The sequence below is a fragment of the Pseudomonas sp. dw_358 genome, assembly GCF_018449655.1.
GTDB lineage: Bacteria > Pseudomonadota > Gammaproteobacteria > Pseudomonadales > Pseudomonadaceae > Aquipseudomonas.
Map to the genome: position 1 here is coordinate 26,220 of NZ_JAAVUX010000012.1, position 21,465 is coordinate 47,684.

A 21,465-nucleotide genomic window follows, 5' to 3' on the forward strand; every position below is an offset into this window, starting at 1 on the left:
ATCAAAAGGATCGCTGTTTGACGGGGCCTTCCCGCCCTAGAATCCATCTCGCCAACACGGCAATGCGATTGACCCGTTGACCGGCCCCACGAAGGCACGTCAGTCGTACCTTTTAAGATGATTCACCATGGCGTTGCACCTTCGAACGTTTCAAACTTTCGCTTCACTCGTGGCCTCACAAGGGCCGCGAGCTCTTTGACGACCTCAACACGGTAACGATCAACATGAAAACGTTAGTTGTTTTAGCACTCAGCAGTGTCTGCGGTGTGGCTCTGGCTGCCGGTGACACGACGGACACGACTCCACCGGTAAACCCTCAACAATATACGTACGGCATGAAGTTGGACATTGCCCGCGTGATCAGCACCACGCAAGTGCCCAACGAGTGCGGCGTGGTGCCGATGCAGATGGCCTACGAGGATTCTGCGGGGCAGCGCCATGTATTAGCGTACAGCGTCATGGGCAACGGCTGCTCTAATGGTTAAAAGGCCCCGCCCTCCCAGACGCGCCAGTTTCCGTACACTGGCCGTATTCAAACCCTGCGCTAAACTTGATAAACCACGGACAACCTTATTATCAGGAGCGCGACATGATGTTATAGGTCGCTCCTGTACCCAATGCGCAGGGTTATATTGATGACTCGCCGGCCGAACATCAAACCTGGCACCGTCTGATCACCCGCCAAGCGATAGTCGAACAGGCCACGAAGCTGGGCCTGCATGCCGCAAGATTCCCACCTGATGACAGGAGAAGAACCCTATGAGTGCCTTGTCCCAAGCCCGATGTGAAGCCTGTGGTAACGATGCACCGAAGGTCAGCGACGAAGAGCGGGCGCACCTGCTCAAGGAGATTGCGGGCTGGAAGCTCGAGGTGCGCGACGGCGTGATGCAATTGGAGAAGGTCTACACGTTCAAGAACTTCCGCCAGGCGCTGGCATTCACCAACGCCGTCGGCCAGGTTGCCGAGGCCGAGGACCATCATCCGGCCTTGTTGACCGAATGGGGCAAGGTCACCGTGACCTGGTGGACCCACTCGATCCGAGGGCTGCATCGCAATGATTTCATCCTGGCGGCACGTACAGACAGGGTCGTGACCGAGGTTTAATCCAAAATGTCACACCGACTGAGGTATCCTTGCGGCGCTGCACTAACTTCAACCAGCCCTTGCGAGGAGTGACGACGATGCACGAGATCCCGAACTTCCCCTTCCCAAGCCTGCACGAACCCGAGCAGACCCCCGCCCAATCGAGCCGCGAGCAACAAGTGGACAGCGAGCAAGGCGACCCTACGCAACCCCATCACGCCGACCGCAAGGATCAGGCGCGCTAAACCTTCGATGATGTGGAAACGGCGGCGGCCCATCGGCTTGAACGGGTCCCGGTTTCCACTGTTCGACAGCAGGCCCCTCCCCATGACCGACACCCTCGATGAAGCCCAGGCCGTGCAGATGATCGAAGCTGCCCAGCAGATGATCCTGGTCTGGAACCGCCTGCCCGCTGACCGTCAGGCCGCGTTGCTGGCCCGTTTCGGCACCCGCGAAAATGCCCTCGCGGCACTGGTCGCCACCAAACTCATTACACCGGACCGGCACTGAAGCCGATATTGAAGCCGACGTTGAACATAGTGTTAGCGACAAGACTCTATGCTGTGTCCCCGAGCCCAAGTCGGGGCGTCTAGACTGTAACTTTTTGCGAAACCTGGAATGCCTCATGCCCAACCAGCGCCCCATGGCGGTCACGCTGCAAGTCGTTTCCATCGTTGTCTTCACCTTTATCGGCTACCTCAACATCGGCATCCCGCTGGCCGTGCTGCCTGGCTATGTGCACACCGATCTGGGCTTTGGCGCCGTGATCGCTGGCCTGGTGATCAGTGTGCAGTACTTTGCCACCCTGTTCAGCCGGCCCTACTCCAGCAAAATCATCGATAACAGCGGCGCCAAGAAGGCCGTGATCTATGGCCTGTTCGGCTGTGGCGCGAGCGGCGTGTTCATGCTGGTCTCGGCCTTCACCCACGCCTGGCCGATGTTCAGCCTGGGCAGCCTGTTCGTCGGCCGCATCGTCCTGGGTTTTGCCGAAAGCCTGGTGGGCGCCGGCGCTATCGGCTGGGGCATCGGCCGGGTCGGGGCGGCCAACACCGCCAAGGTCATTTCCTGGAACGGCATCGCCAACTATGGCGCCCTGGCCATCGGTGCGCCGCTGGGGGTCGTGCTGGTGCATGCGCTGGGGCTGTGGAGCATGGGGGTGGCGATCATACTGCTCTCGGCCATTGGCGTGCGACTGGCCTGGAACAAGGAGCCCGCGCCTATCGTGCAAGGCGTGCGCCTGCCGTTCATGCACGTGCTGGGGGTGGTGTTTCCCCACGGCATGGGCCTGGCCCTGGGTGGCATCGGCTTCGGCACCATCGCCACCTTCATCACCCTGTATTACGGTTCCCACAGCTGGCCCAATGCGGCCTTGTGCCTGACGCTGTTCGGCAGCAGCTTCATTCTCGCGCGCCTGCTGTTCGCCAGCTTCATCAACCGCATTGGCGGCTTTCCGGTGGCCATCGGCTGCCTGACCGTGGAAAGCATCGGTTTGCTGGTGCTGTGGCTGGCGCCCACGCCGAACCTCGCCCTGATCGGTGCTGGCTTGAGCGGTTTCGGCTTCTCGCTGGTATTCCCGGCGCTGGGCGTGGAGGCGATGAAACTGGTGCCCGCGTCCAGCCGTGGCGCGGCAGTGGGCGCCTACTCGCTGTTCGTCGATATGTCGCTGGGAATAACAGGACCGCTGGCCGGAGCGATTGCGTCAGGCTTCGGCTTTTCGTCGATCTTCCTGTTTGCGGCGATGGCTTCCATGAGCGGCCTGAGCCTGAGTTTCTACCTGTTCAGGCAGGCCAGAATTCGCCCTCACCACGCAGAAGAAAAGCTCTAGAAATCGACTTTCCCGCGGCCTGCCTTGATCGAGCCGCGCTGGCTCTTGGCATCCAGGCGCCGCACCTTGGAACTGCGCGTCGGCTTGGTCGGCCGGCGCGCCTTTTCGACCTTGGTCGCGGCCAGAATCAACTCGCGCAGACGCTCCAGGGCATCGTTCCGGTTCTGTTCCTGGGTACGGTACTGTTGGGCTTTGATGACGATCACGCCGTCGCTGGTGATGCGACTGTCGCGCAACGCCAACAGCCGTTCCTTGTAGAACGGCGGCAGGGATGAAGCCTGGATGTCAAAGCGCAGGTGCACCGCGCTGGAGACCTTGTTGACGTTCTGCCCACCGGCGCCCTGAGCGCGAATGGCGCTCAGTTCGATTTCGGCATCGGCCAGTTGCACGTTGGCGGAGATTTCCAGCACGGCCGACGCCTGCTTACTCGGACTTGGGCTTCGGCGTGCGCTTGCCGAAGCCTGGGCGCTGACCGGCACCGGCCGCCGGGCCACGACGCTTGCCCGAAGGTGCATCGTCCACCAGACGAATGCCCGGACGCTTGGCGGCCGGCTTGGCCGGGCGCTTGTTGTCCACCGGGCGGTCCGCCACTGGCGTGCCACGGGAGTCCTTGCGTGCGGCCGGCTTGCGCGGCTCGGAGCGACGGGCGTCGTCCTTGCGTGTCGGACGGTTGCTGCCTTCCTGCTCCAGCGGCGCGCGCGGGGTGCGAACCGGGCGGCTACCGGCCGGGGTGGATTCGTCATGGGCCGGACGCAAGGTCCGCACCACACGCTCGCCACGCCCCAGAGGACGGGACGACTTGCGCTGCAGGCGCTCCATCTTGTCTTTGGTCTTGGCGGTCATGTTCGGCATGGCCACCGGCGTCAGGTTGACTTCACCGGCCAGGATATCGACTTCACCCTGGCTCAGTTCGCGCCAGCGGCCCATGGGCAGGTCCGAGTTGAGGAACACCGGACCGAAGCGCACGCGCTTCAGCCGGCTGACCACCAGGCCCTGGGATTCCCACAGACGACGCACTTCGCGGTTGCGACCTTCCATCACCACGCAGTGGTACCAGTGGTTGAAACCTTCGCCGCCCGGCGCCTGTTGGATATCGGTGAAACGCGCCGGACCGTCTTCGAGGATCACGCCGTTCTTCAAGCGCAGAAGCATGTCGTCATCGACTTCACCGCGTACGCGTACGGCGTACTCGCGGTCCATTTCGAAGGACGGATGCATCAAGCGGTTGGCCAGCTCGCCGTCGGTGGTGAACATCAGCAAACCGGTGGTGTTGATGTCCAGGCGACCGATGTTGATCCAGCGACCTTCTTTCGGACGCGGCAGGCGATCGAATACGGTAGGGCGGCCTTCCGGGTCGTCACGGGTGCAGATCTCGCCGTCGGGCTTGTTGTAGATGATGACGCGGCGCACGGTTTCGGCGGCTTCTTCGCGCTTGATCACCTTGCCATCGACGGTGATGGCGTCGTGCAGGTCGACGCGCAGGCCAAGGCTGGCGGCCACGCCGTTGACCTTGATGCGGCCCTGGGCGATCCAGGCTTCGACGTCACGCCGAGAGCCGACGCCGATACGGGCCAGGACCTTTTGCAGTTTCTCGCCGGCGGGGCCGATTTCCTGGCTTTCGGTTTGATCTTTTACAGACATGCTAAGCACCTCCCGGTGGGTCAATGAATCGTGGCCGCACCTGAAGAGGGGCGGCCGAAGGGTCGCGAATCATACGCTCATGGCGCACGTTACGCACCTGAGCCTAGCAGGTTTATTTCTTTTTTCGACGACCGCCGCCTTTCATGGCCTTGAGCCGGGCCTTGGCCTGTTGCACCACCTCGCCGCGCTCGTCCTTGTCCATCTTCTTCCAGCCTTTGGCCTCGCGCTTGGTGCGGCCGCAACCCAGGCAGACATCGTCGTCGAACTTGCATAGCCCGGTGCAGGGATTCTTGCTGGAACTCATGGGGTCACTCGCGGCGAGGGTCAGGGTCGTCCTCGAACGGCTGCTCCAGACCCAGGCCATCGTCCTCGCTCTCGTCGAAGGCGGAGACCGGCGTCTCGATCAGCAAATCGTCGAAGTCCGTCTTCAGACCGTCTTCCATGGCGTCCAGTTCGACCAGCAACGTGCGGAAATTGGTCTGCTCGCGAGGCTCTTCCCGCGCGTCCGGGTCGGCGCTGGCGTCGGCCAGCGCCTGCAGGTGAGCCGGCACCGGTGGATCGTCATCGTCGGGTAGTTGCACCATCGGCTCGGGTTCGATCTCCCGCAGCTCGGCCAGCGGCGGCAGGTCGTCGAGGTTCTTCAGGTTGAAGTCGTCGAGAAAGGTCTTGGTGGTGGCAAACATCGCCGGCCGGCCAGGCACATCGCGATAGCCCACGACTCGCACCCATTCGCGCTCGAGCAGGGTCTTGACGATGTTGCTGTTGACCGCAACACCGCGCACCTCCTCGATTTCGCCACGGGTAATGGGCTGGCGATAGGCAATCAACGCCAGGGTTTCCAGCAGCGCACGGGAGTAGCGCTGGGGGCGTTCTTCCCACAGGCGGCCAACCCAGGGCGCGTACTTCTCGCGGATCTGCAAGCGGTAGCCAGAGGCAACTTCGACAAACTCGAAGGCGCGGTGGTCACAGGACTTGCGCAACAGTTCCAGGGCTTTCTTGAACACCGGCGGTTCGGGGCGCTCAGCCTCTTCGAACAGCTCGTAGAGCCGCTCCAAGGATTGCGCCTTGCCCGAGGCGAGCAGAAAGGCTTCCAGCAGGGGCGCCAGATCGCGGGGTTCGCTAAGGTTCATGGGTCGATTCTTCTACTCGGCTCTAGCCCGTACGTGGATGGCGGCAAATGGCTCATTCTGCACCAGTTCGATCAGCGATTCCTTGACCAGCTCAAGAATCGCCATAAAGGTCACCACCACCCCGAGCTTGCCCTCCTCGGCCGTGTACAGCTCGCTGAACGGCACGAAGCCGCCGCCCTTGAGCCTTTCCAGCACATCGCTCATGCGCTCGCGAGTGGACAGCGCTTCGCGGCTGACCTGATGGCTCTCGAACATGTCGCCCCGGCGCAGCACCTCGGCCATGGACAGCAGCAGCTCCGGCAGGGTGACTTCGGGCAACAGCTTGCGCGCCTTGGCCTGGGGGGCATCGAGCCTGGGAATGAAGATATCGCGACCGACCCGCTTGAGGCCTTCGATACCCTCGGCAGCCGCCTTGAAGCGCTCGTATTCCTGCAAGCGGCGGATCAGCTCGGCCCGCGGGTCATCCTCTTCGGTCTCGGCCTCGGCGGAACGGGGCAACAGCATGCGCGACTTGATCTCGGCGAGCATGGCGGCCATCACCAGATACTCGGCAGCCAGCTCCAGGCGCACGGTTTTCATCAGCTCGACGTAGCCCATGTACTGGCGCGTGATCTCGGCCACCGGGATGTCGAGGATGTCGATATTCTGCTTGCGGATCAGGTACAGCAGCAAGTCCAACGGGCCTTCGAAAGCTTCGAGGAAGACTTCCAGCGCATCCGGCGGAATGTACAGATCCACCGGCAGTTCGGTTACGGCCTGGCCATAGACCAGCGCCAGCTGGAGCTGCTGCGGCAACTCGGCGGCCGCCGGCGCTGGCGCCTCGCTCAGATCGCTCACTCAGGCTTCGACCAGAAACGGCGTCGGGTCGCCACAGCCGACGCGCACCACTTCCGGGTCGCCATTGGCCAGGTTGATCACAGTGGAAGCCGACACCCCGCCGAAACCGCCGTCGATGATCAGGTCGACCTGGTGTTCCAGGGCCTGACGCATTTCATAGGGGTCGCTCATGGGCTCACTGTCGCCGGGCATGATCAGACTGACACTCATCAGCGGCTCGCCCAGCTGCTCCAGCAACGCATGAGCGATCGGATGGTTGGGCACCCGCAAGCCGATGGTGCGACGTTTGGGGTGCAGCAACAGGCGCGGCACTTCGCGAGTGGCATTGAGGATGTAGGTGTAGGGGCCCGGGGTGTGCGCCTTGAGCAGGCGGAACGCCGCCGTGTCGACCTTGGCGAACAGGCCCAGTTGCGACAGATCGCGGCAGATCAGCGTGAAATTGTGCTTGTCGTCCAGCTGCCGCAATTTGCGCACACGCTCGATGGCGCCCTTGTCGCCGATCTGGCAACCCACGGCATAGGACGAATCGGTGGGATAGATCACCACTCCGCCACCGCGGATGATCTCCACCGCCTGTTTGATCAGGCGCGCCTGCGGATTCTCAGGGTGAATCTGAAAAAATTGACTCACGTGGTTTACCTGTTCATCAAACGGGAAGTGATTGCTCATATTTGAACCGGGCCGACAAGGGCGGCAGGTCCTCGGGCAATGCCCGGTAGACGCCGATCTCCGACCAGGCGCCCGGGCCATGAAAATCACTGCCGGCGCTCGCCAGCAGACCAAACTCGCGGGCCAGGATGGACAAGGTGCCTACCTGCTCGGCGGGCGGCATGCCGTTGACCACTTCGATGGCATGGCCGCCCGCTTGAATATAGTCGGCTATCAGGCGGCGACGCTTGCCGCGGGTAAAATCGTAATGCAGTGGATGGGCCAGGCTGACCCAGGCACCCGACCGGCGGAGCATGCCGACGGTGTCCTCCAGGGTCGGCCAGTGCAGCTTGACGTCGCCCAGCTTGCCAGCCCCCAGCCACTTGCGGAACGCTTCGGCGCGGTCGGAAACGTAGCCCTCACGCACCAGAAAATCGGCGAAGTGTGGACGGGCCGGGGCATTGGCGCTGTTACCCAGTTCCTGCTGAATCGCCCGTGCGCCTTCGAGCGCGCCCGGCATACCCTTGAGGGCAAGCTTGCGGCTGATTTCCTCGGCCCGCAGCCAGCGCCCGGTGTGCAGTTGCTCGACAGCGGCCAGCAGCGGCGGCGCTTGCAGATCGAACCCGTAACCCAGCACATGAATGGTGGCGCCGCCCCAGGTGCAGGACATTTCCACCCCGCTGATCCACTGCATTTGCCGGGCATGGGCGGCTTCACGGGCCTCGGCCAGGCCCTCAAGTGTATCGTGATCAGTCAGGGCAAGGGTTTGCACACCCTTCTCGAACGCCCGCTCCACCAGCGCCGTGGGCGACAGGGCGCCGTCGGAAGCGGTGCTGTGGCAGTGCAGATCGATCATCATGGAGGTGCTTTCGCTTTCGCAGTCATTGATGTTTGTTATTATGCCCGTCACACCCTGCTTCTGGCTGCCATTGTGAAACAATTGATCGATTTCATCCCGCTGATCCTGTTCTTCATCGTGTTCAAGCTCGACCCGCGCACGGTCGACCTGGCGGGTCACAGCTTTACCCTCGGCGGTATCTTCAGCGCCACGGCCGTGCTCATCGCGGCCTCCGTGGTGGTGTACGGTATTCTCTTCATCACCCAGCGGCGCCTGGAAAAAGGCCAGTGGGCCACGCTCCTCGGCTGCCTGATCTTCGGCAGCCTGACCCTGGCCTTCCACAGCGAGACCTTCCTCAAATGGAAGGCGCCAGTGGTCAACTGGGTGTTTGCGGTGGCCTTCATCGGCAGCCACTTCATCGGCGACAAGCTGTTGATCAAGCGCCTGATGGGCCATGCCCTGACCTTGCCGGACCCGGTCTGGACCCGCCTGAACATCGCCTGGATCATCTTTTTCATCTTTTGCGGCGCGGCCAATCTGTTTGTTGCCTTTACCTTCCAGGCCTACTGGGTCGACTTCAAGGTGTTCGGCAGTCTGGGCATGACCCTGCTGTTCCTCGTGGGCCAGGGCATCTACCTGTCACGGCACCTGCACGATGTCGAGCCCGCCCCCAAAACCAAGGATTGATATGCTTTACGCCATTATCTCTACCGATGTCGAAAACTCCCTGGAAAAACGCCTGAGTGTGCGACCCGCGCACCTGGAGCGACTCAAGCAGTTGCAGACGCAAGGTCGCCTGGTGCTGGCCGGCCCGCACCCGGCCATCGACAGCAACGACCCGGGCGAAGCCGGCTTCACCGGCAGCCTGATCGTCGCCGAGTTCGACTCCCTGGCCAGCGCCCGGAGCTGGGCCGACAACGACCCTTACATTGCCGCGGGCGTCTATGCCCAGGTACTGGTCAAGCCGTTCAAGCAAGTGCTGCCCTGACCGCCGTCTGCCAGCCCCGAGACGTGCGGCATTGATTAGAGAGTCCCATGAGCGACCTGTTACTGATCGACGATGACGAGGAACTGTGCGAGCTGCTGAGCAGCTGGCTGGGCCAGGAAGGCTTTCAGGTCCGCGCCTGCCACGACGGCAAGAGCGCCCGGGCGGCGTTGGCGGAACTGGAACCGGCGGCGGTCGTGCTGGATGTCATGCTGCCCGATGGCAGCGGCCTGGAACTGCTCAAGCAGTTGCGCACCGAGCATGCCGACCTGCCGGTGGTGATGCTCTCGGCCCGAGGCGAGCCGCTGGACCGCATTCTCGGCCTGGAACTGGGCGCCGACGATTACCTGGCCAAACCCTGCGACCCCCGCGAACTGACCGCCCGTCTGCGCGCGGTCATGCGGCGCAGCCACCCCGCGACCGCCTCCAGCCAGCTGGAACTGGGCGACCTGTGCTTCAGCCCGGCCCGTGGCGTGGTCAATATCAACGAACACGACATCAGCCTGACCATCTCCGAAAGCCGCCTGCTCGAAGCACTGCTGCGCCAGCCAGGCGAACCGCTGGACAAGCAGGAGCTGGCGCAGATCGCCCTGGGCCGCAAATTGACCCTGTATGACCGCAGCCTGGACATGCACGTGAGCAACCTGCGCAAGAAGATCGGGCCCCACGCCGATGGCCGGCCACGAATCGTGGCGCTGCGCAGCCGCGGTTACTTCTACGCGGAGTAACGCATCGGCCCGGCGCAGGAAAGCCTTCACCCTGCGCCCCCCCCATACGCCTCCAGATAATCCGTCGACACGGCAGCCGCCGTGCATGGATTGCCTGGAGCTACCCACATGCCGAAACACGTCCCGCAACCGTCGCGCAAACGCCGGTTTTTCCCCTCTCCCCTCGCCACCACCCTCGCCGCCCTGCTTGCCGCAAGCCCCATGACCCAGGCCGTGGCCCACGGCGGCCCCGTGGAGATGATCGAACTGGAAACCAGCCTGCGTGCGTTCGGGGCCAGCGTGCACTGGGATGAGTACGCCGGCCTCTATGTCATCAACCACAACAGCGCCCACATCAAGCTTCGACCTGACAGCCCGACGGCGCTCGTGAACGGCAAGACGCTCAAGCTCACCGCACCGGTCATGCTCAAAGATGGCACGGCCATGATGTACGCGGGCATGATCAATGAACTGTTCCAGTCGGACCTCGACGAAACATTCCGCCTGGAAACCCGTCCGCACCCCCTGAATCCGCTGACGGGCGCCGAGATTTCCGCTGCGGTCTCGACGCTCAAGCAATCGCCTCACTATCGCCAGGGCATGCAGTTCACTGACGTCAGCGTGCACGAGCCGCCCAAGGAAAAGGTCTGGTCGTTCGTCTATGACCAAAAGGCCACGCCGCTGCCTCGCCAGGCGAGCATGACCGTGCTGGACGGCAAGAAAGTGTTCGAGGCGCTCGTCGATCTGGACAAGGCTCAGTTGCTGCAATGGAAGTTCATCGAGGGTGTCCACGGCCGTGTGCTGGCCGAGGAGGATGCCGTGATCGATCGGGTACTCAAGGCCGATCCACAGTATATCCAGGCGCTGAAAAAGCGCGGCGTCACCGATTTGGATAAAGTGGTCACTTCAACGCTGACCACCGGTTATTTTGGCGCTGAGGACGGCCTGGTGCACGATGCCAGGTTGCTCAAGGTCGCGTCCTACCTCGATATCGGCGATGGCAATTTCTACGCACACCCCATTGATCAACTGGTGGCGGTGGTCGATCTGACCGAGAAGAAAATGATCAAGCTCGACGATACCGGCGTGCTGCCGATCCCCTCGCGGCCCGCCCCCTACGATGGACGTGACCAGCGGCCTATGGCGCTCAAGCCCTTGGATATCACCGAGCCCCAGGGCAAGAACTATCAGCTCACCGGCAACGTGGTGAAGTGGCACAACTGGGAGTTTCACCTGCGCATGGACACGCGGGTCGGCCCGGTTCTCTCGACCCTGACCTACAACGACAAAGGCGTGCGGCGCAAAGTGATGTACGAGGGCAGCCTGGGCGGGATGATCGTGCCCTATGGCGACCCGGACATTGGCTGGTACTTCATGGCCTACCTGGACTCGGGTGACTTCGGCATGGGCGCCCTCACCTCATCGATCGAACGCGGCACAGACGTGCCCGGCAATGCTGTGCTGCTGGATGCCACCCTGGCCGACGGCAGCGGTGAGCCACGCACCATCCCTCGCGCCATGGCGCTGTTCGAACGCTACGCCGGACCTGAATACAAACATCAGGAAGGCAACCAGCCGAACGTCAGCGCCGAGCGGCGCGAGTTGGTCATTCGCTGGATCAGTACCGTAGGCAACTACGACTATATCTTCGACTGGGTGCTGCAGCCCAACGGCACCTTGGGCATCAATGCCGGCGCCACCGGTATCGAGGCGGTCAAAGGGGTGGCCACGCGCACCATGCAAGACGCCACGGCGGCCGATGACACCCGCTACGGCACTCTGATCGACCACAACCTGGTCGGCACCACGCACCAGCATATCTACAACTTCCGCCTGGATCTGGACATCGACGGCGAGCAGAACTCGCTACTGGAAATCGATCCGATCATTGCTGAAAACAAGGACGGCGGACCGCGTACCACCAGTATCCAGACGACCCAGCGCGAAGTGGCCAGCGAGCTGCAAGCCGCACAAAAGTATGACCCTGGCACCATCCGCCTGATTGCCAACACCAACAAGTCCAACAAAGTGGGCAACCCGGTGGCCTATCAGGTCATCCCTTATGCGGGCGGCACCCATCCTATCGCCAAAGGCGCGATGTTCGGTCCGGACGAATGGCTCAGCCGGCGATTCGCCTTCATGGACAAGCAACTCTGGGTCACCCGTCACAATCCGCTGCAGCGCTACCCCGAGGGCAAATATCCCAATCGATCCAGGGAGGAAACCGGCCTGGGGCTCTACACCCAAAACGATCAGTCCATCGTGAACCAGGATCTGGTGGTATGGCTGACCACCGGTACCACCCACGTGGTGCGTTCGGAGGAGTGGCCGATGATGCCCACCGAATGGGTCAATGTGCTGCTCAAGCCCTGGAACTTCTTCGACCAGACCCCCACCTTGTACTTGAATGCGCCCGAAGCCCCGCTCGATGCGGCCACCCCCTGAGGCAGCCACCGGCCCCGTGGCCACGCTTGCAGGCCAGCGCCGCCACGGGGTCTTTACGCAAGCTTTACCTGGCATTGACCGCGCCTGACCTTGATCTCCCTAAACTGAGCGCATCCGGTAATCACCGGGAATCAGACAAGGAGATTCACCATGCGCAAGACTCTTATTGCATTGATGCTCGCTGCGGCCCTGCCTGCTGTGGCCATGGCGAGTCCTGGCGATGGCCCAAGTGATGGCCCTGGCTTCGGCAAAGGCCCCGGCTTTGGCCCTGGTCCCGGCCGTCACCGCGCCCCTTACGCCGAGCTGAACCTGACCCCGGACCAGCGTCAGCAGATCGACAAGCTGGTAGGTGGTGAAATGCACGGCGACCGCGAGATCACCGAGCGCTACCTGCAAAAATTGCCAGCGGCTGATCAACAGGCCATGAAGAACGAAATCAAGGCCGGACAAGACAAGACCCAGGCCGATATCCGCGCGCTGCTCAAGCCTGATCAGCAGAAGCAGTTTGACGCGATCAAGCAGAAAGAAGATCAGCGCCGCGCCGAATGGAAGGAATTTCAGGCCTGGAAGGCCTCCAAAGGCCAGACGGCTGACAAAACCCAGTAAGCTTGGCAGTACGCGAGCCCGGCCACTCCCCACGTTGGCCGGGTTTTTGTTTTTCTCCGTCTGGGAGGCTCCCTTTTGCGTTCATTGTTCTGGCGTATTCTGGCCAGCTTCTGGCTGGCCATCGCTCTGGTTGCCGGCCTGTCCATTTTGCTGGGGCACATCCTGAATCAGGATGCCTGGATTCTCAGTCGCCACCCTGGCCTGCGAAATTTTCCCGAGCAATGGACCAAGACCTACGAGAACCAAAGCCAGGGTGCCGACCCGGCCCAGGACATGCTTGAACAATTGCGCCGGCACTATCACATCGATACGCAAGTGCTCAACGACAGCAGCGAGTCAGTAGTGCCGGGCACCTTTACCCGCCGCGCCGCCGCCCTGGAGCAGCGTCAGCACAACGATGAGCGACAACTGCCCTGGCGGCGCCTGACCACCGAATATGTCAGCCCGACCTCGGGCGAGACCTACCTGTTCATCTATCGCATACCCCACCCTGAACTGGACGCCTGGCATCGCGAAAGCCTGATGTGGCCCCTCAGTGCGCTGGGTATCGCGCTGGTGGTGCTGACCTTGTTCAGCCTGCTGGTGACACTGTCCATCACCCGCCCCCTGAACCAGCTGCGCGGCGCTGTGCACGACCTGGGCCAGGCGACTTATCAACAGAACAGCCTGGCACGCCTGTCCAATCGCCGCGACGAGTTCGGCGTGCTGGCCACCGACTTCAACCTGATGGGCCAGCGCCTGCAAAGTCTGATTGGCAGTCAGCGTCAGCTGCTGCGCGACGTATCCCATGAGCTGCGCTCGCCCTTGGCGCGCCTGCGTATCGCCTTGGCCCTGGCCGAACGCGCCGAGCCCGAACAGCGAGAAAAACTCTGGCCGCGGCTGACCCGCGAGTGCGATCGCCTCGAAGCCTTGATCAGCGAAATACTCGCCCTTGCCCGACTGGACGCTGAACACGCCACTGCCGAGCCTGTGGATATTTCCGTGTTGCTGGGCAGTGTGCGCAAGGATGCCCAGCTCAGCGCACCGGAACAGGAAGTGCGGATCCAGGCGCAACCGGGCCTGACCGTGCGCGGCTGGCCGACCATGATCGAGCGGGCGGTGGATAACCTGGTGCGCAATGCCCTGCGTTTCAACCCGGTGGGCAAACCGGTGGAACTGCAGGCCAGGTTGGTGGGCGAGCGGGTGGAGTTGAGCGTTCGCGACCACGGGCCTGGCGCGGCGGAAGAGCACTTGGCACAACTGGGCGAACCGTTTTTTCGCGCCCCAGGGCAGACCGCCCAGGGCCATGGGCTGGGCCTGGCAATTGCACGCCGGGCAGTGGAACGCCACGGAGGACGGCTGTTGCTGGGCAATCATCCGGCCGGCGGTTTCATCGCCACGCTGGATGTGCCCTTGTCGCCGCCCACCGATGTCTGATCAGGCGGTCCAGACGCTGACGTAGTCGGCCAACTCCACCTGGGGTGCCTGGCGCGGCTGTTTCTGCGGCGTGCCCAGATACAGGAAACCAAGCATGCGCTCGTTGTCCTGCAACCCCAGGCCGTCGGCTACCAGCGGCGAGTACGACAGTTCTCCGGTGCGCCATACCGCGCCAATGCCTTGGGCATAGGCCGCCAGCAAAATACCTTGGGCGGCGCAGCCGGCCGCCAGCAACTGCTCGTTGGCCGGCACCTTGGGGTGGTCCTGCAGGCAGGCAATCACCACGATCAGCAAGGGCGCCCGCAGCGGCATGCCCCGAGCCTTGTCCAGGGCCGCCTCGCTGGCATCACCGTTGGCCTCCACCGCCTGAGCCAGCAGCTCGCCCAGTTGCTCGCGAGCGCTGCCTTCCACCGTCAGAAAGCGCCAAGGCCGCAGCAGACCGTGGTCTGGCGCGCGCATGGCGGCCTGGAACAGGACTTCACGCTGCACCTGGCTGGGCGCTGGCTCCACCAGCCGGGGGACGGATACACGGTTGAGCAATGCGTCGAGAGCCTCCATCGGCTACCTCCTTGATGATCGAGAGTGAGGATTGTAGACCCACCGGGCCCTGCGGAGTTTGACCCATTTGCCCGGCCGCGCATTTTTCCCCTTGGCGGTTCATACTTCGTGCAGATGTCGCGCGCTCGAACGGAGGCAACGTCCCATGAACACGACCCATCCCCGCTTCACCCGCTTTGCCGACTTTTACCCGTTCTATCTGGCCGAGCATGGCAACAGCAGCTGTCGGCGCCTGCACTTTGTCGGCACCAGCCTGGTCATTGCCTTGCTGGCGTACACGCTGGCCAGTGGTCAGTGGTGGTTACTGCTGGCCGTGCCGATAGCGGGCTACGCCTTTGCCTGGGTCGGCCACTTCTTTTTCGAGAAGAACCGCCCGGCCACGTTCGAGTACCCGTTCTACAGCCTGCTGGGGGATTTCGTCATGTATCGGGACATGTTGCTGGGGCACGTCGATTTCTAGGCCGTATCACGTTTTGTCGTTGTGCCCCAGGCTTCGCTCGGGATCGATCTGATCGCGCACCCGTTGCTTGAGTACCTTGGCCTCGGGAAAACCCTGATCGGCCTTGCGCTCCCAAATCTGCACAGCGTCGCAGGTAATCAGGAACACGCCACCGGTGCCAGGCACCAGCGAGACCTTGCCCAGGTCATCGCTGAAGGTACTGAGCAGTTCCTGGGCGAGCCAGGCTGCCCTTAGCAACCATTGGCACTGAGTGCAGTAGGTGATGGTGATTTCAGGTTTGAGGGTGGTCATTGAATGGCTCGCTATATCTATAACCCCGCCAACAATACCCGCGCACTGGCTTTGCACGAATCATCCCCGTCGCGCAGCAGTTCGTGCAGCAAATTGCTGGCCCCGTCGGTGTCGCCGATCTCGATCAGGCTCTGCGCCTGTTCCAGCTTCTCCGCGGATGCCTGCTGGCTCTCGACGCTGTCGAAATCGACGCTCAAGGCCTCCAGTTCGAAATCACTGTCGGCGCCGAAGCTGCTGAGAAAGTCGTTGTCGATGTCATCCTGGCTTTGCAGATCATGTTCATTGACCGGCTCCGTTTCCAGCAACGGCTCGTCGAGGTCGGCGAAGTCGCTGAGGAATTGCTCGTCCGGCATCTCGTAGACTTCCGGCAACTCGCGCAAGTTGGTGTTGAAGATCGGATCGACCTCCAGTGGCTCATCCAGATCCAGTTCAGCGGGTTCGGCAGGAGCAGCCTTGCGGACCATGGGCGCCGGCTCGAAGGGGCTGACGGCATCCCAGTCGACGTCGGTGGAAAGGTCGTCGAGGTTCAGCTGGAACTCCTGTGCCGGCTCTTGCGTCGGGACGCTGTCATCGAGCAACGGCAAGTCTTCACCGCCGAGGGACTCCAGATCGAAATCGAAATCAGGCTCGGCAACCGGGCTGGTATGCAGCGCTGTAATCTCGGGCGCAGGCTCCGATGGCGCCGTCACCGGGCTGGCCTTGACCTCGGCCTGCGCCGCAACGGCCGTGGCGGCGGCAAGGCCTGCGGCCGCCACGACGGCAGCCGGCTCAGGGCTGACCGAGGGTGCGGCTGCCGCTTTGGCCGCTTGGGCAAGCTTGGGCGATTGCTGACGGACTTGCTGGATTTTCTCGGCGCTGAAACCGATGGCCAGCATTTCAGCCTCCTCCTGATCGAAACCCGCCAGGTCGCCCTGCTGGCCCATCACCTCAAGAATGCGCAAGCGCAGATCGGTGCGGTCCGGCTGTTTGATCACGCCCTCGCGCAAAATACCCAGCGCTTCGTTGAATCGCCCGTAAGCGATGTAGATGCTGGCACCGTCCAGCGCATCGGTGGCAGCCGCGGTTTCCCGGCGCGAGGCGGCTACAGGCTCCTGTTGCGCCAAGGAGCGCGTGACCGGCGCAGCCACCTGGGCCTCGCTGGCCTGGGCCGGCTTGACCAAAGCGCTGTCCTCGCTTTCAGCTTCCAGCGGCACGACCGCCAAGGACGCACTGCGCAATCGGTTGCGGCGGACCACCAACAGCAGGGCCACCAGCAGCAACACCAATGCCGCCACACCCAACATCAGGTACCAGGAACTGTCTTCCTCGGAAACCGGCGCCGGGATGATCGGCGCAGGCGTCACAGCGGCCGGCTTGTTGATCGGGGCCGGCGCGGGGGCTGGTGTCGATGCGGGCGCAGGTGTTGCCGCCACAGGTGCCGCGGGAACAGCTGCTGGCGACGCTGCCGGAACCGGATTGGTCGCTACAGGCGCAGGGCCCGAAGCCGGCGCCGAATTCACCAGCACTGGCGCGGAAACCGATGCCGCTGGTTCGGCAGGTACTCCCTTCGTCTGCGCCAACTGGGCCTGTAACGAAGCGACCTGGGAATTCTTCACGTCAACTTCGCTTTGCAAGGTCTGCAAGCGCAGGCGCAGCTCGTCCAGACTCTTCTGCACTTGCGGGTCTACCGCCGGGGCCATGGGTGGCGCCGGTGGCGCCGGTGGCGCGCTGGCATGCTCGGCGTCCGGCGCAGCAGCGGCCTTGGGTTTGGCCGCCGGACGCGCCGCAGGCTTGCTCGCCACTACAGGCGGTGGCGGCGCCAAGGCAACCGTACCCGGCGGGTCCAGCAACACGGTATAGGCTCGCAGCAGCTGACCGCCGGGACGGTTCACTTCCACTAGAAAGTTCAGGTACGGCTCGGTGAGCGCCTTGTTCGAGGTGACGTGGATCACCTTGCGGCCACCGCTGAAATCAGGCGTAAAGCGCAGATCATTGAGAAAGAAGATCCGGTCGATGCCCGCCTTCGCGTAGGCGTCAGGCGTCGCGATTGCGGCCGAGATATCGTCGGCGTCGAGGCCAGCGGTATCGGTCAGGTCGATGTCGGCCTTGAAAGGCTGGTTCAGATAGGAACGCAGGGTCAGCTCACCCAGCCCGAGGGCGGACGATATCGATGAATAGCACAACGCGCCGAAGGCCAGCGCGAGGGGCAGCAGAGCCTGGGGAAAGCGTCTGGAACGGGAGAGTAAACGCTCGAGCATGAGAATCCCTTGAAGGAACAGCATCCAATACTTTTGTATAGCTCGCCGCCTGCGCTTTCTCAAAGACCGGCGGGCAGCCAGGCGTTATGCCTTCTTTTCCAGGTTGGTGAGTATTTGCGCGTGGACACGCATGGCGACACGCAAATCCTCTTCGGCCACACCGTTGAATAACTCGTTACGCAGGTTATCGGCGATTGATTCGATTTGTTCAATCAAAGGGAGCGCGGAGTCGCTCAAGGCTATTTTTTTGGCACGTCGATCTTCCAGCACCGCCAAGCGTTTGACCAGCCCTTGGGTTTCAAGACTGTCGAGCAGGCGCGCCAAGGTCGGGCCTTCAACCCCCACGCTTTGTGCCAATTCTCGCTGGGTGGGCGCTTCTTCGAACCGGGCCAGGTGCAACAGCACCAGCCAGCGGGCCTGGGACAAGCCCAGGCCCACCAGACGGCGGTCCAGCTCGGCTCGCCAGCCGCGGGACATGTGCGCCAGTTGCATTCCAAAACGATGTCGGTCGGTGAGAGGCATAAATAACTCGTGATAAAAACAAAACTACCAATTAGGCAGCTAAGCATGGCTCAAGAGGAGAGGCAAGAGTCATGCCGAACAGTCATTATCACTGGATGTTATATCGCGGCAGACGGTGCGATCACACTTCGAACTCGGACTGCAAAGCCGCACGCACGCAATACAGAATCCCTTCCGGCACGCGGCCGGTGAACTGTTCCTGAACCTGAGCGACTGGGGGGAGCTCGCCTTCGCCGTCCAGGAAGGCATCCTGGATCTCGCCCAGCAGGTCTTCCGGCAGGTCCAGCGCCTGCTCGAGAGACAGTTGCTGGGCACCAATCGCCTCGGCCAGCAGGCTGTAGACGTTCTTCTCGGTACAGGCCAACTGGCTGGCAATCTGCGTCGGGGTCATGCCGGCGCGCGCCAGGCTGATGAGCTCGTGGCGAATGTCGGCCACCGGGGCCGGCGCCTCTGTACCTCCGAGCACTTCCAGAAAGGCTTCGCCATAGCGCTCGAGCTTGCGCGCGCCAACACCGCTGACCTGGGCCATTTCGGCCATGTTGCCGGGTTTGCTGCGCAGCATTTCCAGCAGGGTCGAGTCGGGGAAGATAACGTAAGGCGGCACCGCGTGTTCCTCGGCCAGCTTGCGCCGCAGGACGCGCAGGGCTTCCCACTGCTCGCGCTCGTCGGGGCGCACCAGCTGACTGGCCGGGCTGCCACCACTGCTCGACCCGGTGCCACGGGAACTGCTCGGCGCCTTGACCTCCTTGCGCAGTTCAAGTGTGACTTCACCGCGCAGCAAAGGCCGGCAGGTGGCACTCAGGCGAAGGCCGCCGTAGCCTTCCAGGTCGACATCGGCCAGACCGCGAGCCACCAACTGGCGATAGATCGTTCGCCACTCGCTTTCACTGCGGTCCTTGCCCACGCCGAACACCGCCAGCTTCTCGTGGCCGGGGCCGCGGACCTTTTCGGTGTCCTTGCCCAGCAGCACGTCCACCAGGTGACCGACGCCGTACCGCTGACCGGTGCGAAAGATCGCAGACAAGGCCTGCCGCGCAGGCTCGGTGGCGTCCCAGGTCTGCACGCCATCCATGCAGTTGTCGCAATGGCCGCATGGCTGGGGCAGGTCTTCGTCGAAATATCCCAGCAGCGCCTGGCGCCGGCAGCGGGTCTCTTCGCAAAGCGCCAGCATGGCATCGAGCTTGTGCTGCTCGACGCGCTTGTGGACTTCGTCGCCCTCGGAGTTTTGCAGCATCTGCTTGAGCATCAGCACGTCTTGCAGGCCATACGCCATCCAGGCATCGGCGGGCAAACCGTCGCGCCCGCCCCGGCCAGTTTCCTGATAGTAGGCTTCGAGGGATTTGGGCAAGTCCATGTGCGCCACGAAGCGCACATTGGGTTTGTCGATGCCCATGCCAAAAGCGATGGTGGCCACCATGATCAGCCCTTCCTCGTTGAGGAAGCGCTTCTGATTGCTCGCCCGTACGTCGGACGGCAGCCCGGCGTGATAGGACAGCGCGGGAAAACCCTGCGCGCAAAGGAAGGCCGCCACCTCGTCGACCTTCTTGCGCGACAGGCAATAGACGATGCCGGCGTTGCCGCGACGCTCGCCGAGGAAGGTCAGCAGTTGCTTGCGCGGCTGATCCTTGGGCACGATGCGGTAGAAGATGTTGGGGCGGTCGAAACTGGACAGAAAGCGCTCGGCATTCTGCAGGTGCAGGCGGGTGACGATCTCTTCGCGGGTGCGCTTGTCGGCGGTCGCGGTCAGGGCAATGCGCGGCACATCCGGAAACTGCTCGGCCAGTTGACCCAGTTGCAGGTACTCGGGACGGAAGTCGTGGCCCCAGGCCGATACACAGTGGGCCTCGTCGATGGCGAACAGGGCGATCTGCAAGCCGTGGAGAAATTCGAGCATACGTGGCTGCACCAGGCGCTCGGGGGCCAGGTACAGCATCTTGATTTCGCCCCGGCGTATACGCACAGCCAGGTCACGCTGCGCTTCGGCGCTGAGGGTCGAATTGAGCGATGCGGCCGCCACGCCCAGTTCTTCGAGGGTAGCGACCTGATCGTCCATCAAGGCGATCAGTGGCGAAACCACCACGGCCAGGCCTTCGCGCAGCAGCGCCGGGACCTGGAAGCACAACGATTTGCCGCCGCCGGTGGGCATCAGGACCAAGGCATCGCCGCCACTGGCCACGCGCTCGATAATGGCACCCTGGCGACCGCGGAAGCTGTCGTAACCGAAGATGTCCTTAAGGACGCGTTGAGCCTGTTCGAGCATAGGAACTCCAAAAATGTCGCCAAGCCACCCATGCCCCGGAGGCCGGAAAATAAAGAGGCTGGACGAAAAACCACTGCACTTCACGGAAAAATACGTAAGCGCAGGTTGCACGCAATCGGGAAACGGCTCCCCGGGCAAGGTCGCGCATTATACCCGAGCGTCCGGGCAAACAGGGGAGTCACCGGCCAATCGGCCTGCAAGCCGCGCTTTTACAGCGCTGTTTGCCCTTGCGGGTGGCGCCGAAGGGGTAACAGGGCCTAGAATTCACAATCGTTTAATCCTCAAGGTAAACCCTTCATGTCCTTCGCCGAGCAACTGACCCGCCTGCAAGCCTTCCTCGACGCCGACGAGCTGCATGATGAGGCGCTGGATTATGTCGCCGCCCACGGCTATCTGACGGCGCTGTCGATCTGCGCCGAAGACGTGCCCGACCGCGAGTGGATTGACGCCCTCTTTGCCGAAGAGCCGCATTACGAAAACGATGCTCAACGCCAGGAGATCGAAGCGACCTTGATTCAGCTCAAGGCACACATCGCCCGTCAGTTGGCCAGTGATGAAGAATTCGAGCTGCCGTGCGAGCTGGACTTGGGTGAAGAGCCGGATGATTCCGAGTTGCGTGGCTGGTGCATCGGTTTCATGGAAGGGGTTTTCCTGCGTGAGTCGGCGTGGTTCGAGACGGCCGAGGATGAAGTGAGCGAGATGTTGCTGCCGATCATGGTCGGCTCCGGGTTGTTCGATGAGCAGCCGGAGTTCTCCGATATCGCGGCGGATGCCAACTTGATGGACGACATGATCGTACAGATTCCCGAGGCGCTGACGGCGTTGTATCTGCTGTGCAATGCACCGGATGAAAAGCCGGCGTTGTTGAAGCCGCGTCACCACTGACAGGGCAGACAACTCGCCGTTGATCTGGCTTTTGATCTGCTCTCCCTGCTGAGGGCGCGGACAATCAAGATCAAAAGCCAGATCAAAAGCC

25 protein-coding genes are annotated in these 21,465 nt (G+C 62.6%); 13 read left to right on the plus strand and 12 right to left on the minus strand.

Features of this window, described 5'->3' with window-relative positions; all coding sequences use genetic code 11:
* Nucleotides 1-224: 224 nt before the first annotated feature.
* From HB675_RS17480 to HB675_RS17500, 5 genes are all read left to right on the plus strand, one after another.
* A complete protein-coding gene (locus tag HB675_RS17480; RefSeq protein WP_213879787.1) occupies nucleotides 225-485 on the plus strand; it encodes a DUF2790 domain-containing protein in 261 nt (86 codons plus the stop codon).
* A 274-nt stretch (nucleotides 486-759) separates the two neighbouring features.
* On the plus strand, nucleotides 760-1,104 hold the full coding sequence (locus HB675_RS17485; protein WP_213879789.1) for a 4a-hydroxytetrahydrobiopterin dehydratase: 345 nt from the start codon (nucleotides 760-762) through the stop codon (nucleotides 1,102-1,104).
* A 77-nt stretch (nucleotides 1,105-1,181) separates the two neighbouring features.
* On the plus strand, nucleotides 1,182-1,328 hold the full coding sequence (locus HB675_RS17490) for a hypothetical protein (protein WP_213879792.1): 147 nt from the start codon (nucleotides 1,182-1,184) through the stop codon (nucleotides 1,326-1,328).
* 82 nt (nucleotides 1,329-1,410) lie between these two features.
* Nucleotides 1,411-1,593 carry a hypothetical protein gene (locus HB675_RS17495; protein ID WP_213879794.1) on the plus strand — a complete coding sequence of 61 codons (183 nt, stop codon included), beginning with the start codon at nucleotides 1,411-1,413 and terminating at the stop codon, nucleotides 1,591-1,593.
* A gap of 115 nt (nucleotides 1,594-1,708) precedes the next feature.
* The gene (locus HB675_RS17500; protein WP_213879796.1) at nucleotides 1,709-2,908 is read left to right on the plus strand and encodes an MFS transporter; all 1,200 of its coding nucleotides are present in this window, start codon (nucleotides 1,709-1,711) and stop codon (nucleotides 2,906-2,908) included.
* Here the strand turns inward: HB675_RS17500 and arfB are convergent.
* From arfB to HB675_RS17535, 7 genes are all read right to left on the minus strand, one after another.
* Nucleotides 2,905-3,318 (minus strand): alternative ribosome rescue aminoacyl-tRNA hydrolase ArfB, encoded by a 414-nt coding sequence (gene arfB, locus HB675_RS17505; protein WP_345945776.1) that lies wholly within the window; start codon nucleotides 3,316-3,318, stop codon nucleotides 2,905-2,907. The genes HB675_RS17500 and arfB overlap by 4 nt on opposite strands.
* Nucleotides 3,319-3,331: 13 nt before the next feature.
* Nucleotides 3,332-4,549 carry a 23S rRNA pseudouridine(2605) synthase RluB gene (gene rluB, locus HB675_RS17510; RefSeq protein ID WP_213879800.1) on the minus strand — a complete coding sequence of 406 codons (1,218 nt, stop codon included), beginning with the start codon at nucleotides 4,547-4,549 and terminating at the stop codon, nucleotides 3,332-3,334.
* A gap of 112 nt (nucleotides 4,550-4,661) precedes the next feature.
* Nucleotides 4,662-4,853: a DUF1289 domain-containing protein gene (locus HB675_RS17515; RefSeq protein ID WP_213879802.1), complete on the minus strand. Its 192-nt coding sequence runs from the start codon at nucleotides 4,851-4,853 to the stop codon at nucleotides 4,662-4,664.
* A gap of 4 nt (nucleotides 4,854-4,857) precedes the next feature.
* Nucleotides 4,858-5,679: an SMC-Scp complex subunit ScpB gene (scpB, locus tag HB675_RS17520; protein ID WP_213879804.1), complete on the minus strand. Its 822-nt coding sequence runs from the start codon at nucleotides 5,677-5,679 to the stop codon at nucleotides 4,858-4,860.
* Between the two features lie 12 nt (nucleotides 5,680-5,691).
* Complete coding sequence (locus HB675_RS17525; RefSeq protein WP_213880007.1) at nucleotides 5,692-6,390, minus strand: ScpA family protein; 699 nt, start codon at nucleotides 6,388-6,390, stop codon at nucleotides 5,692-5,694.
* A 126-nt stretch (nucleotides 6,391-6,516) separates the two neighbouring features.
* Nucleotides 6,517-7,146 carry an L-threonylcarbamoyladenylate synthase gene (locus HB675_RS17530; RefSeq protein WP_213879806.1) on the minus strand — a complete coding sequence of 210 codons (630 nt, stop codon included), beginning with the start codon at nucleotides 7,144-7,146 and terminating at the stop codon, nucleotides 6,517-6,519.
* 16 nt (nucleotides 7,147-7,162) lie between these two features.
* Nucleotides 7,163-8,023, minus strand: coding sequence for a PHP domain-containing protein (locus HB675_RS17535; protein ID WP_213879808.1), 861 nt, complete (start codon nucleotides 8,021-8,023; stop codon nucleotides 7,163-7,165).
* Nucleotides 8,024-8,095: 72 nt separating this feature from the next.
* On the opposite strand from HB675_RS17535, the gene HB675_RS17540 reads away from it, so the two are divergent.
* The 6 genes from HB675_RS17540 to HB675_RS17565 all read left to right on the plus strand — a co-directional run bounded on the left by HB675_RS17540 (nucleotide 8,096) and on the right by HB675_RS17565 (nucleotide 14,161).
* Nucleotides 8,096-8,689 carry a septation protein A gene (locus tag HB675_RS17540; RefSeq protein ID WP_213879810.1) on the plus strand — a complete coding sequence of 198 codons (594 nt, stop codon included), beginning with the start codon at nucleotides 8,096-8,098 and terminating at the stop codon, nucleotides 8,687-8,689.
* Between the two features lies 1 nt (nucleotide 8,690).
* Nucleotides 8,691-8,990: a YciI family protein gene (locus HB675_RS17545; protein ID WP_213879812.1), complete on the plus strand. Its 300-nt coding sequence runs from the start codon at nucleotides 8,691-8,693 to the stop codon at nucleotides 8,988-8,990.
* Nucleotides 8,991-9,037: 47 nt separating this feature from the next.
* Nucleotides 9,038-9,715 carry a response regulator transcription factor gene (locus HB675_RS17550; protein WP_213879814.1) on the plus strand — a complete coding sequence of 226 codons (678 nt, stop codon included), beginning with the start codon at nucleotides 9,038-9,040 and terminating at the stop codon, nucleotides 9,713-9,715.
* Nucleotides 9,716-9,823: 108 nt separating this feature from the next.
* A complete protein-coding gene (locus HB675_RS17555) occupies nucleotides 9,824-12,139 on the plus strand; it encodes a stalk domain-containing protein (protein WP_256737591.1) in 2,316 nt (771 codons plus the stop codon).
* A gap of 150 nt (nucleotides 12,140-12,289) precedes the next feature.
* Nucleotides 12,290-12,745 carry a Spy/CpxP family protein refolding chaperone gene (locus tag HB675_RS17560; RefSeq protein WP_213879816.1) on the plus strand — a complete coding sequence of 152 codons (456 nt, stop codon included), beginning with the start codon at nucleotides 12,290-12,292 and terminating at the stop codon, nucleotides 12,743-12,745.
* Between the two features lie 75 nt (nucleotides 12,746-12,820).
* Entirely contained in the window at nucleotides 12,821-14,161 is a 1,341-nt protein-coding gene (locus tag HB675_RS17565; RefSeq protein WP_213879818.1) for a HAMP domain-containing sensor histidine kinase, read from the plus strand.
* On the opposite strand, the gene HB675_RS17570 is transcribed toward HB675_RS17565, so the two are convergent.
* Nucleotides 14,162-14,719 carry an NAD(P)H nitroreductase gene (locus tag HB675_RS17570; RefSeq protein ID WP_213879820.1) on the minus strand — a complete coding sequence of 186 codons (558 nt, stop codon included), beginning with the start codon at nucleotides 14,717-14,719 and terminating at the stop codon, nucleotides 14,162-14,164.
* A gap of 145 nt (nucleotides 14,720-14,864) precedes the next feature.
* On the opposite strand from HB675_RS17570, the gene HB675_RS17575 reads away from it, so the two are divergent.
* Nucleotides 14,865-15,179 carry a DUF962 domain-containing protein gene (locus HB675_RS17575; RefSeq protein ID WP_213879822.1) on the plus strand — a complete coding sequence of 105 codons (315 nt, stop codon included), beginning with the start codon at nucleotides 14,865-14,867 and terminating at the stop codon, nucleotides 15,177-15,179.
* Between the two features lie 6 nt (nucleotides 15,180-15,185).
* On the opposite strand, the gene HB675_RS17580 is transcribed toward HB675_RS17575, so the two are convergent.
* From HB675_RS17580 to recQ, 4 genes are all read right to left on the minus strand, one after another.
* Complete coding sequence (locus tag HB675_RS17580) at nucleotides 15,186-15,470, minus strand: SelT/SelW/SelH family protein (protein WP_213879824.1); 285 nt, start codon at nucleotides 15,468-15,470, stop codon at nucleotides 15,186-15,188.
* 17 nt (nucleotides 15,471-15,487) lie between these two features.
* A complete protein-coding gene (locus tag HB675_RS17585; protein ID WP_213879826.1) occupies nucleotides 15,488-17,707 on the minus strand; it encodes a FimV/HubP family polar landmark protein in 2,220 nt (739 codons plus the stop codon).
* 84 nt (nucleotides 17,708-17,791) lie between these two features.
* On the minus strand, nucleotides 17,792-18,229 hold the full coding sequence (locus HB675_RS17590) for a MarR family transcriptional regulator (protein ID WP_213879828.1): 438 nt from the start codon (nucleotides 18,227-18,229) through the stop codon (nucleotides 17,792-17,794).
* Between the two features lie 121 nt (nucleotides 18,230-18,350).
* Nucleotides 18,351-20,489, minus strand: coding sequence for a DNA helicase RecQ (gene recQ / locus HB675_RS17595; protein WP_213879830.1), 2,139 nt, complete (start codon nucleotides 20,487-20,489; stop codon nucleotides 18,351-18,353).
* A gap of 297 nt (nucleotides 20,490-20,786) precedes the next feature.
* Between recQ and HB675_RS17600 the strand changes: the two genes are divergently transcribed.
* Nucleotides 20,787-21,374 (plus strand): YecA family protein, encoded by a 588-nt coding sequence (locus tag HB675_RS17600; RefSeq protein WP_213879832.1) that lies wholly within the window; start codon nucleotides 20,787-20,789, stop codon nucleotides 21,372-21,374.
* Nucleotides 21,375-21,465 lie beyond the last annotated feature (91 nt).

Excerpts from the sequence above, each read along its gene's own strand:
- scpB (WP_213879804.1), bottom strand. The coding sequence starts at position 5,679 with ATGAACCTTAGCGAACCCCGCGATCTGGCGCCCCTGCTGGAAGCCTTT.
- HB675_RS17490 (WP_213879792.1), top strand. The coding sequence starts at position 1,182 with ATGCACGAGATCCCGAACTTCCCCTTCCCAAGCCTGCACGAACCCGAG.
- HB675_RS17535 (WP_213879808.1), bottom strand. The coding sequence starts at position 8,023 with ATGATGATCGATCTGCACTGCCACAGCACCGCTTCCGACGGCGCCCTG.
- HB675_RS17515 (WP_213879802.1), bottom strand. The coding sequence starts at position 4,853 with ATGAGTTCCAGCAAGAATCCCTGCACCGGGCTATGCAAGTTCGACGAC.
- HB675_RS17555 (WP_256737591.1), top strand. The coding sequence starts at position 9,824 with ATGCCGAAACACGTCCCGCAACCGTCGCGCAAACGCCGGTTTTTCCCC.
- HB675_RS17550 (WP_213879814.1), top strand. The coding sequence starts at position 9,038 with ATGAGCGACCTGTTACTGATCGACGATGACGAGGAACTGTGCGAGCTG.
- rluB (WP_213879800.1), bottom strand. The coding sequence starts at position 4,549 with ATGTCTGTAAAAGATCAAACCGAAAGCCAGGAAATCGGCCCCGCCGGC.
- HB675_RS17570 (WP_213879820.1), bottom strand. The coding sequence starts at position 14,719 with ATGGAGGCTCTCGACGCATTGCTCAACCGTGTATCCGTCCCCCGGCTG.
- HB675_RS17585 (WP_213879826.1), bottom strand. The coding sequence starts at position 17,707 with ATGCTCGAGCGTTTACTCTCCCGTTCCAGACGCTTTCCCCAGGCTCTG.
- HB675_RS17500 (WP_213879796.1), top strand. The coding sequence starts at position 1,709 with ATGCCCAACCAGCGCCCCATGGCGGTCACGCTGCAAGTCGTTTCCATC.
- HB675_RS17480 (WP_213879787.1), top strand. The coding sequence starts at position 225 with ATGAAAACGTTAGTTGTTTTAGCACTCAGCAGTGTCTGCGGTGTGGCT.
- HB675_RS17495 (WP_213879794.1), top strand. The coding sequence starts at position 1,411 with ATGACCGACACCCTCGATGAAGCCCAGGCCGTGCAGATGATCGAAGCT.
- recQ (WP_213879830.1), bottom strand. The coding sequence starts at position 20,489 with ATGCTCGAACAGGCTCAACGCGTCCTTAAGGACATCTTCGGTTACGAC.
- HB675_RS17580 (WP_213879824.1), bottom strand. The coding sequence starts at position 15,470 with ATGACCACCCTCAAACCTGAAATCACCATCACCTACTGCACTCAGTGC.
- HB675_RS17485 (WP_213879789.1), top strand. The coding sequence starts at position 760 with ATGAGTGCCTTGTCCCAAGCCCGATGTGAAGCCTGTGGTAACGATGCA.
- HB675_RS17545 (WP_213879812.1), top strand. The coding sequence starts at position 8,691 with ATGCTTTACGCCATTATCTCTACCGATGTCGAAAACTCCCTGGAAAAA.
- HB675_RS17600 (WP_213879832.1), top strand. The coding sequence starts at position 20,787 with ATGTCCTTCGCCGAGCAACTGACCCGCCTGCAAGCCTTCCTCGACGCC.
- HB675_RS17560 (WP_213879816.1), top strand. The coding sequence starts at position 12,290 with ATGCGCAAGACTCTTATTGCATTGATGCTCGCTGCGGCCCTGCCTGCT.
- HB675_RS17590 (WP_213879828.1), bottom strand. The coding sequence starts at position 18,229 with ATGCCTCTCACCGACCGACATCGTTTTGGAATGCAACTGGCGCACATG.
- HB675_RS17575 (WP_213879822.1), top strand. The coding sequence starts at position 14,865 with ATGAACACGACCCATCCCCGCTTCACCCGCTTTGCCGACTTTTACCCG.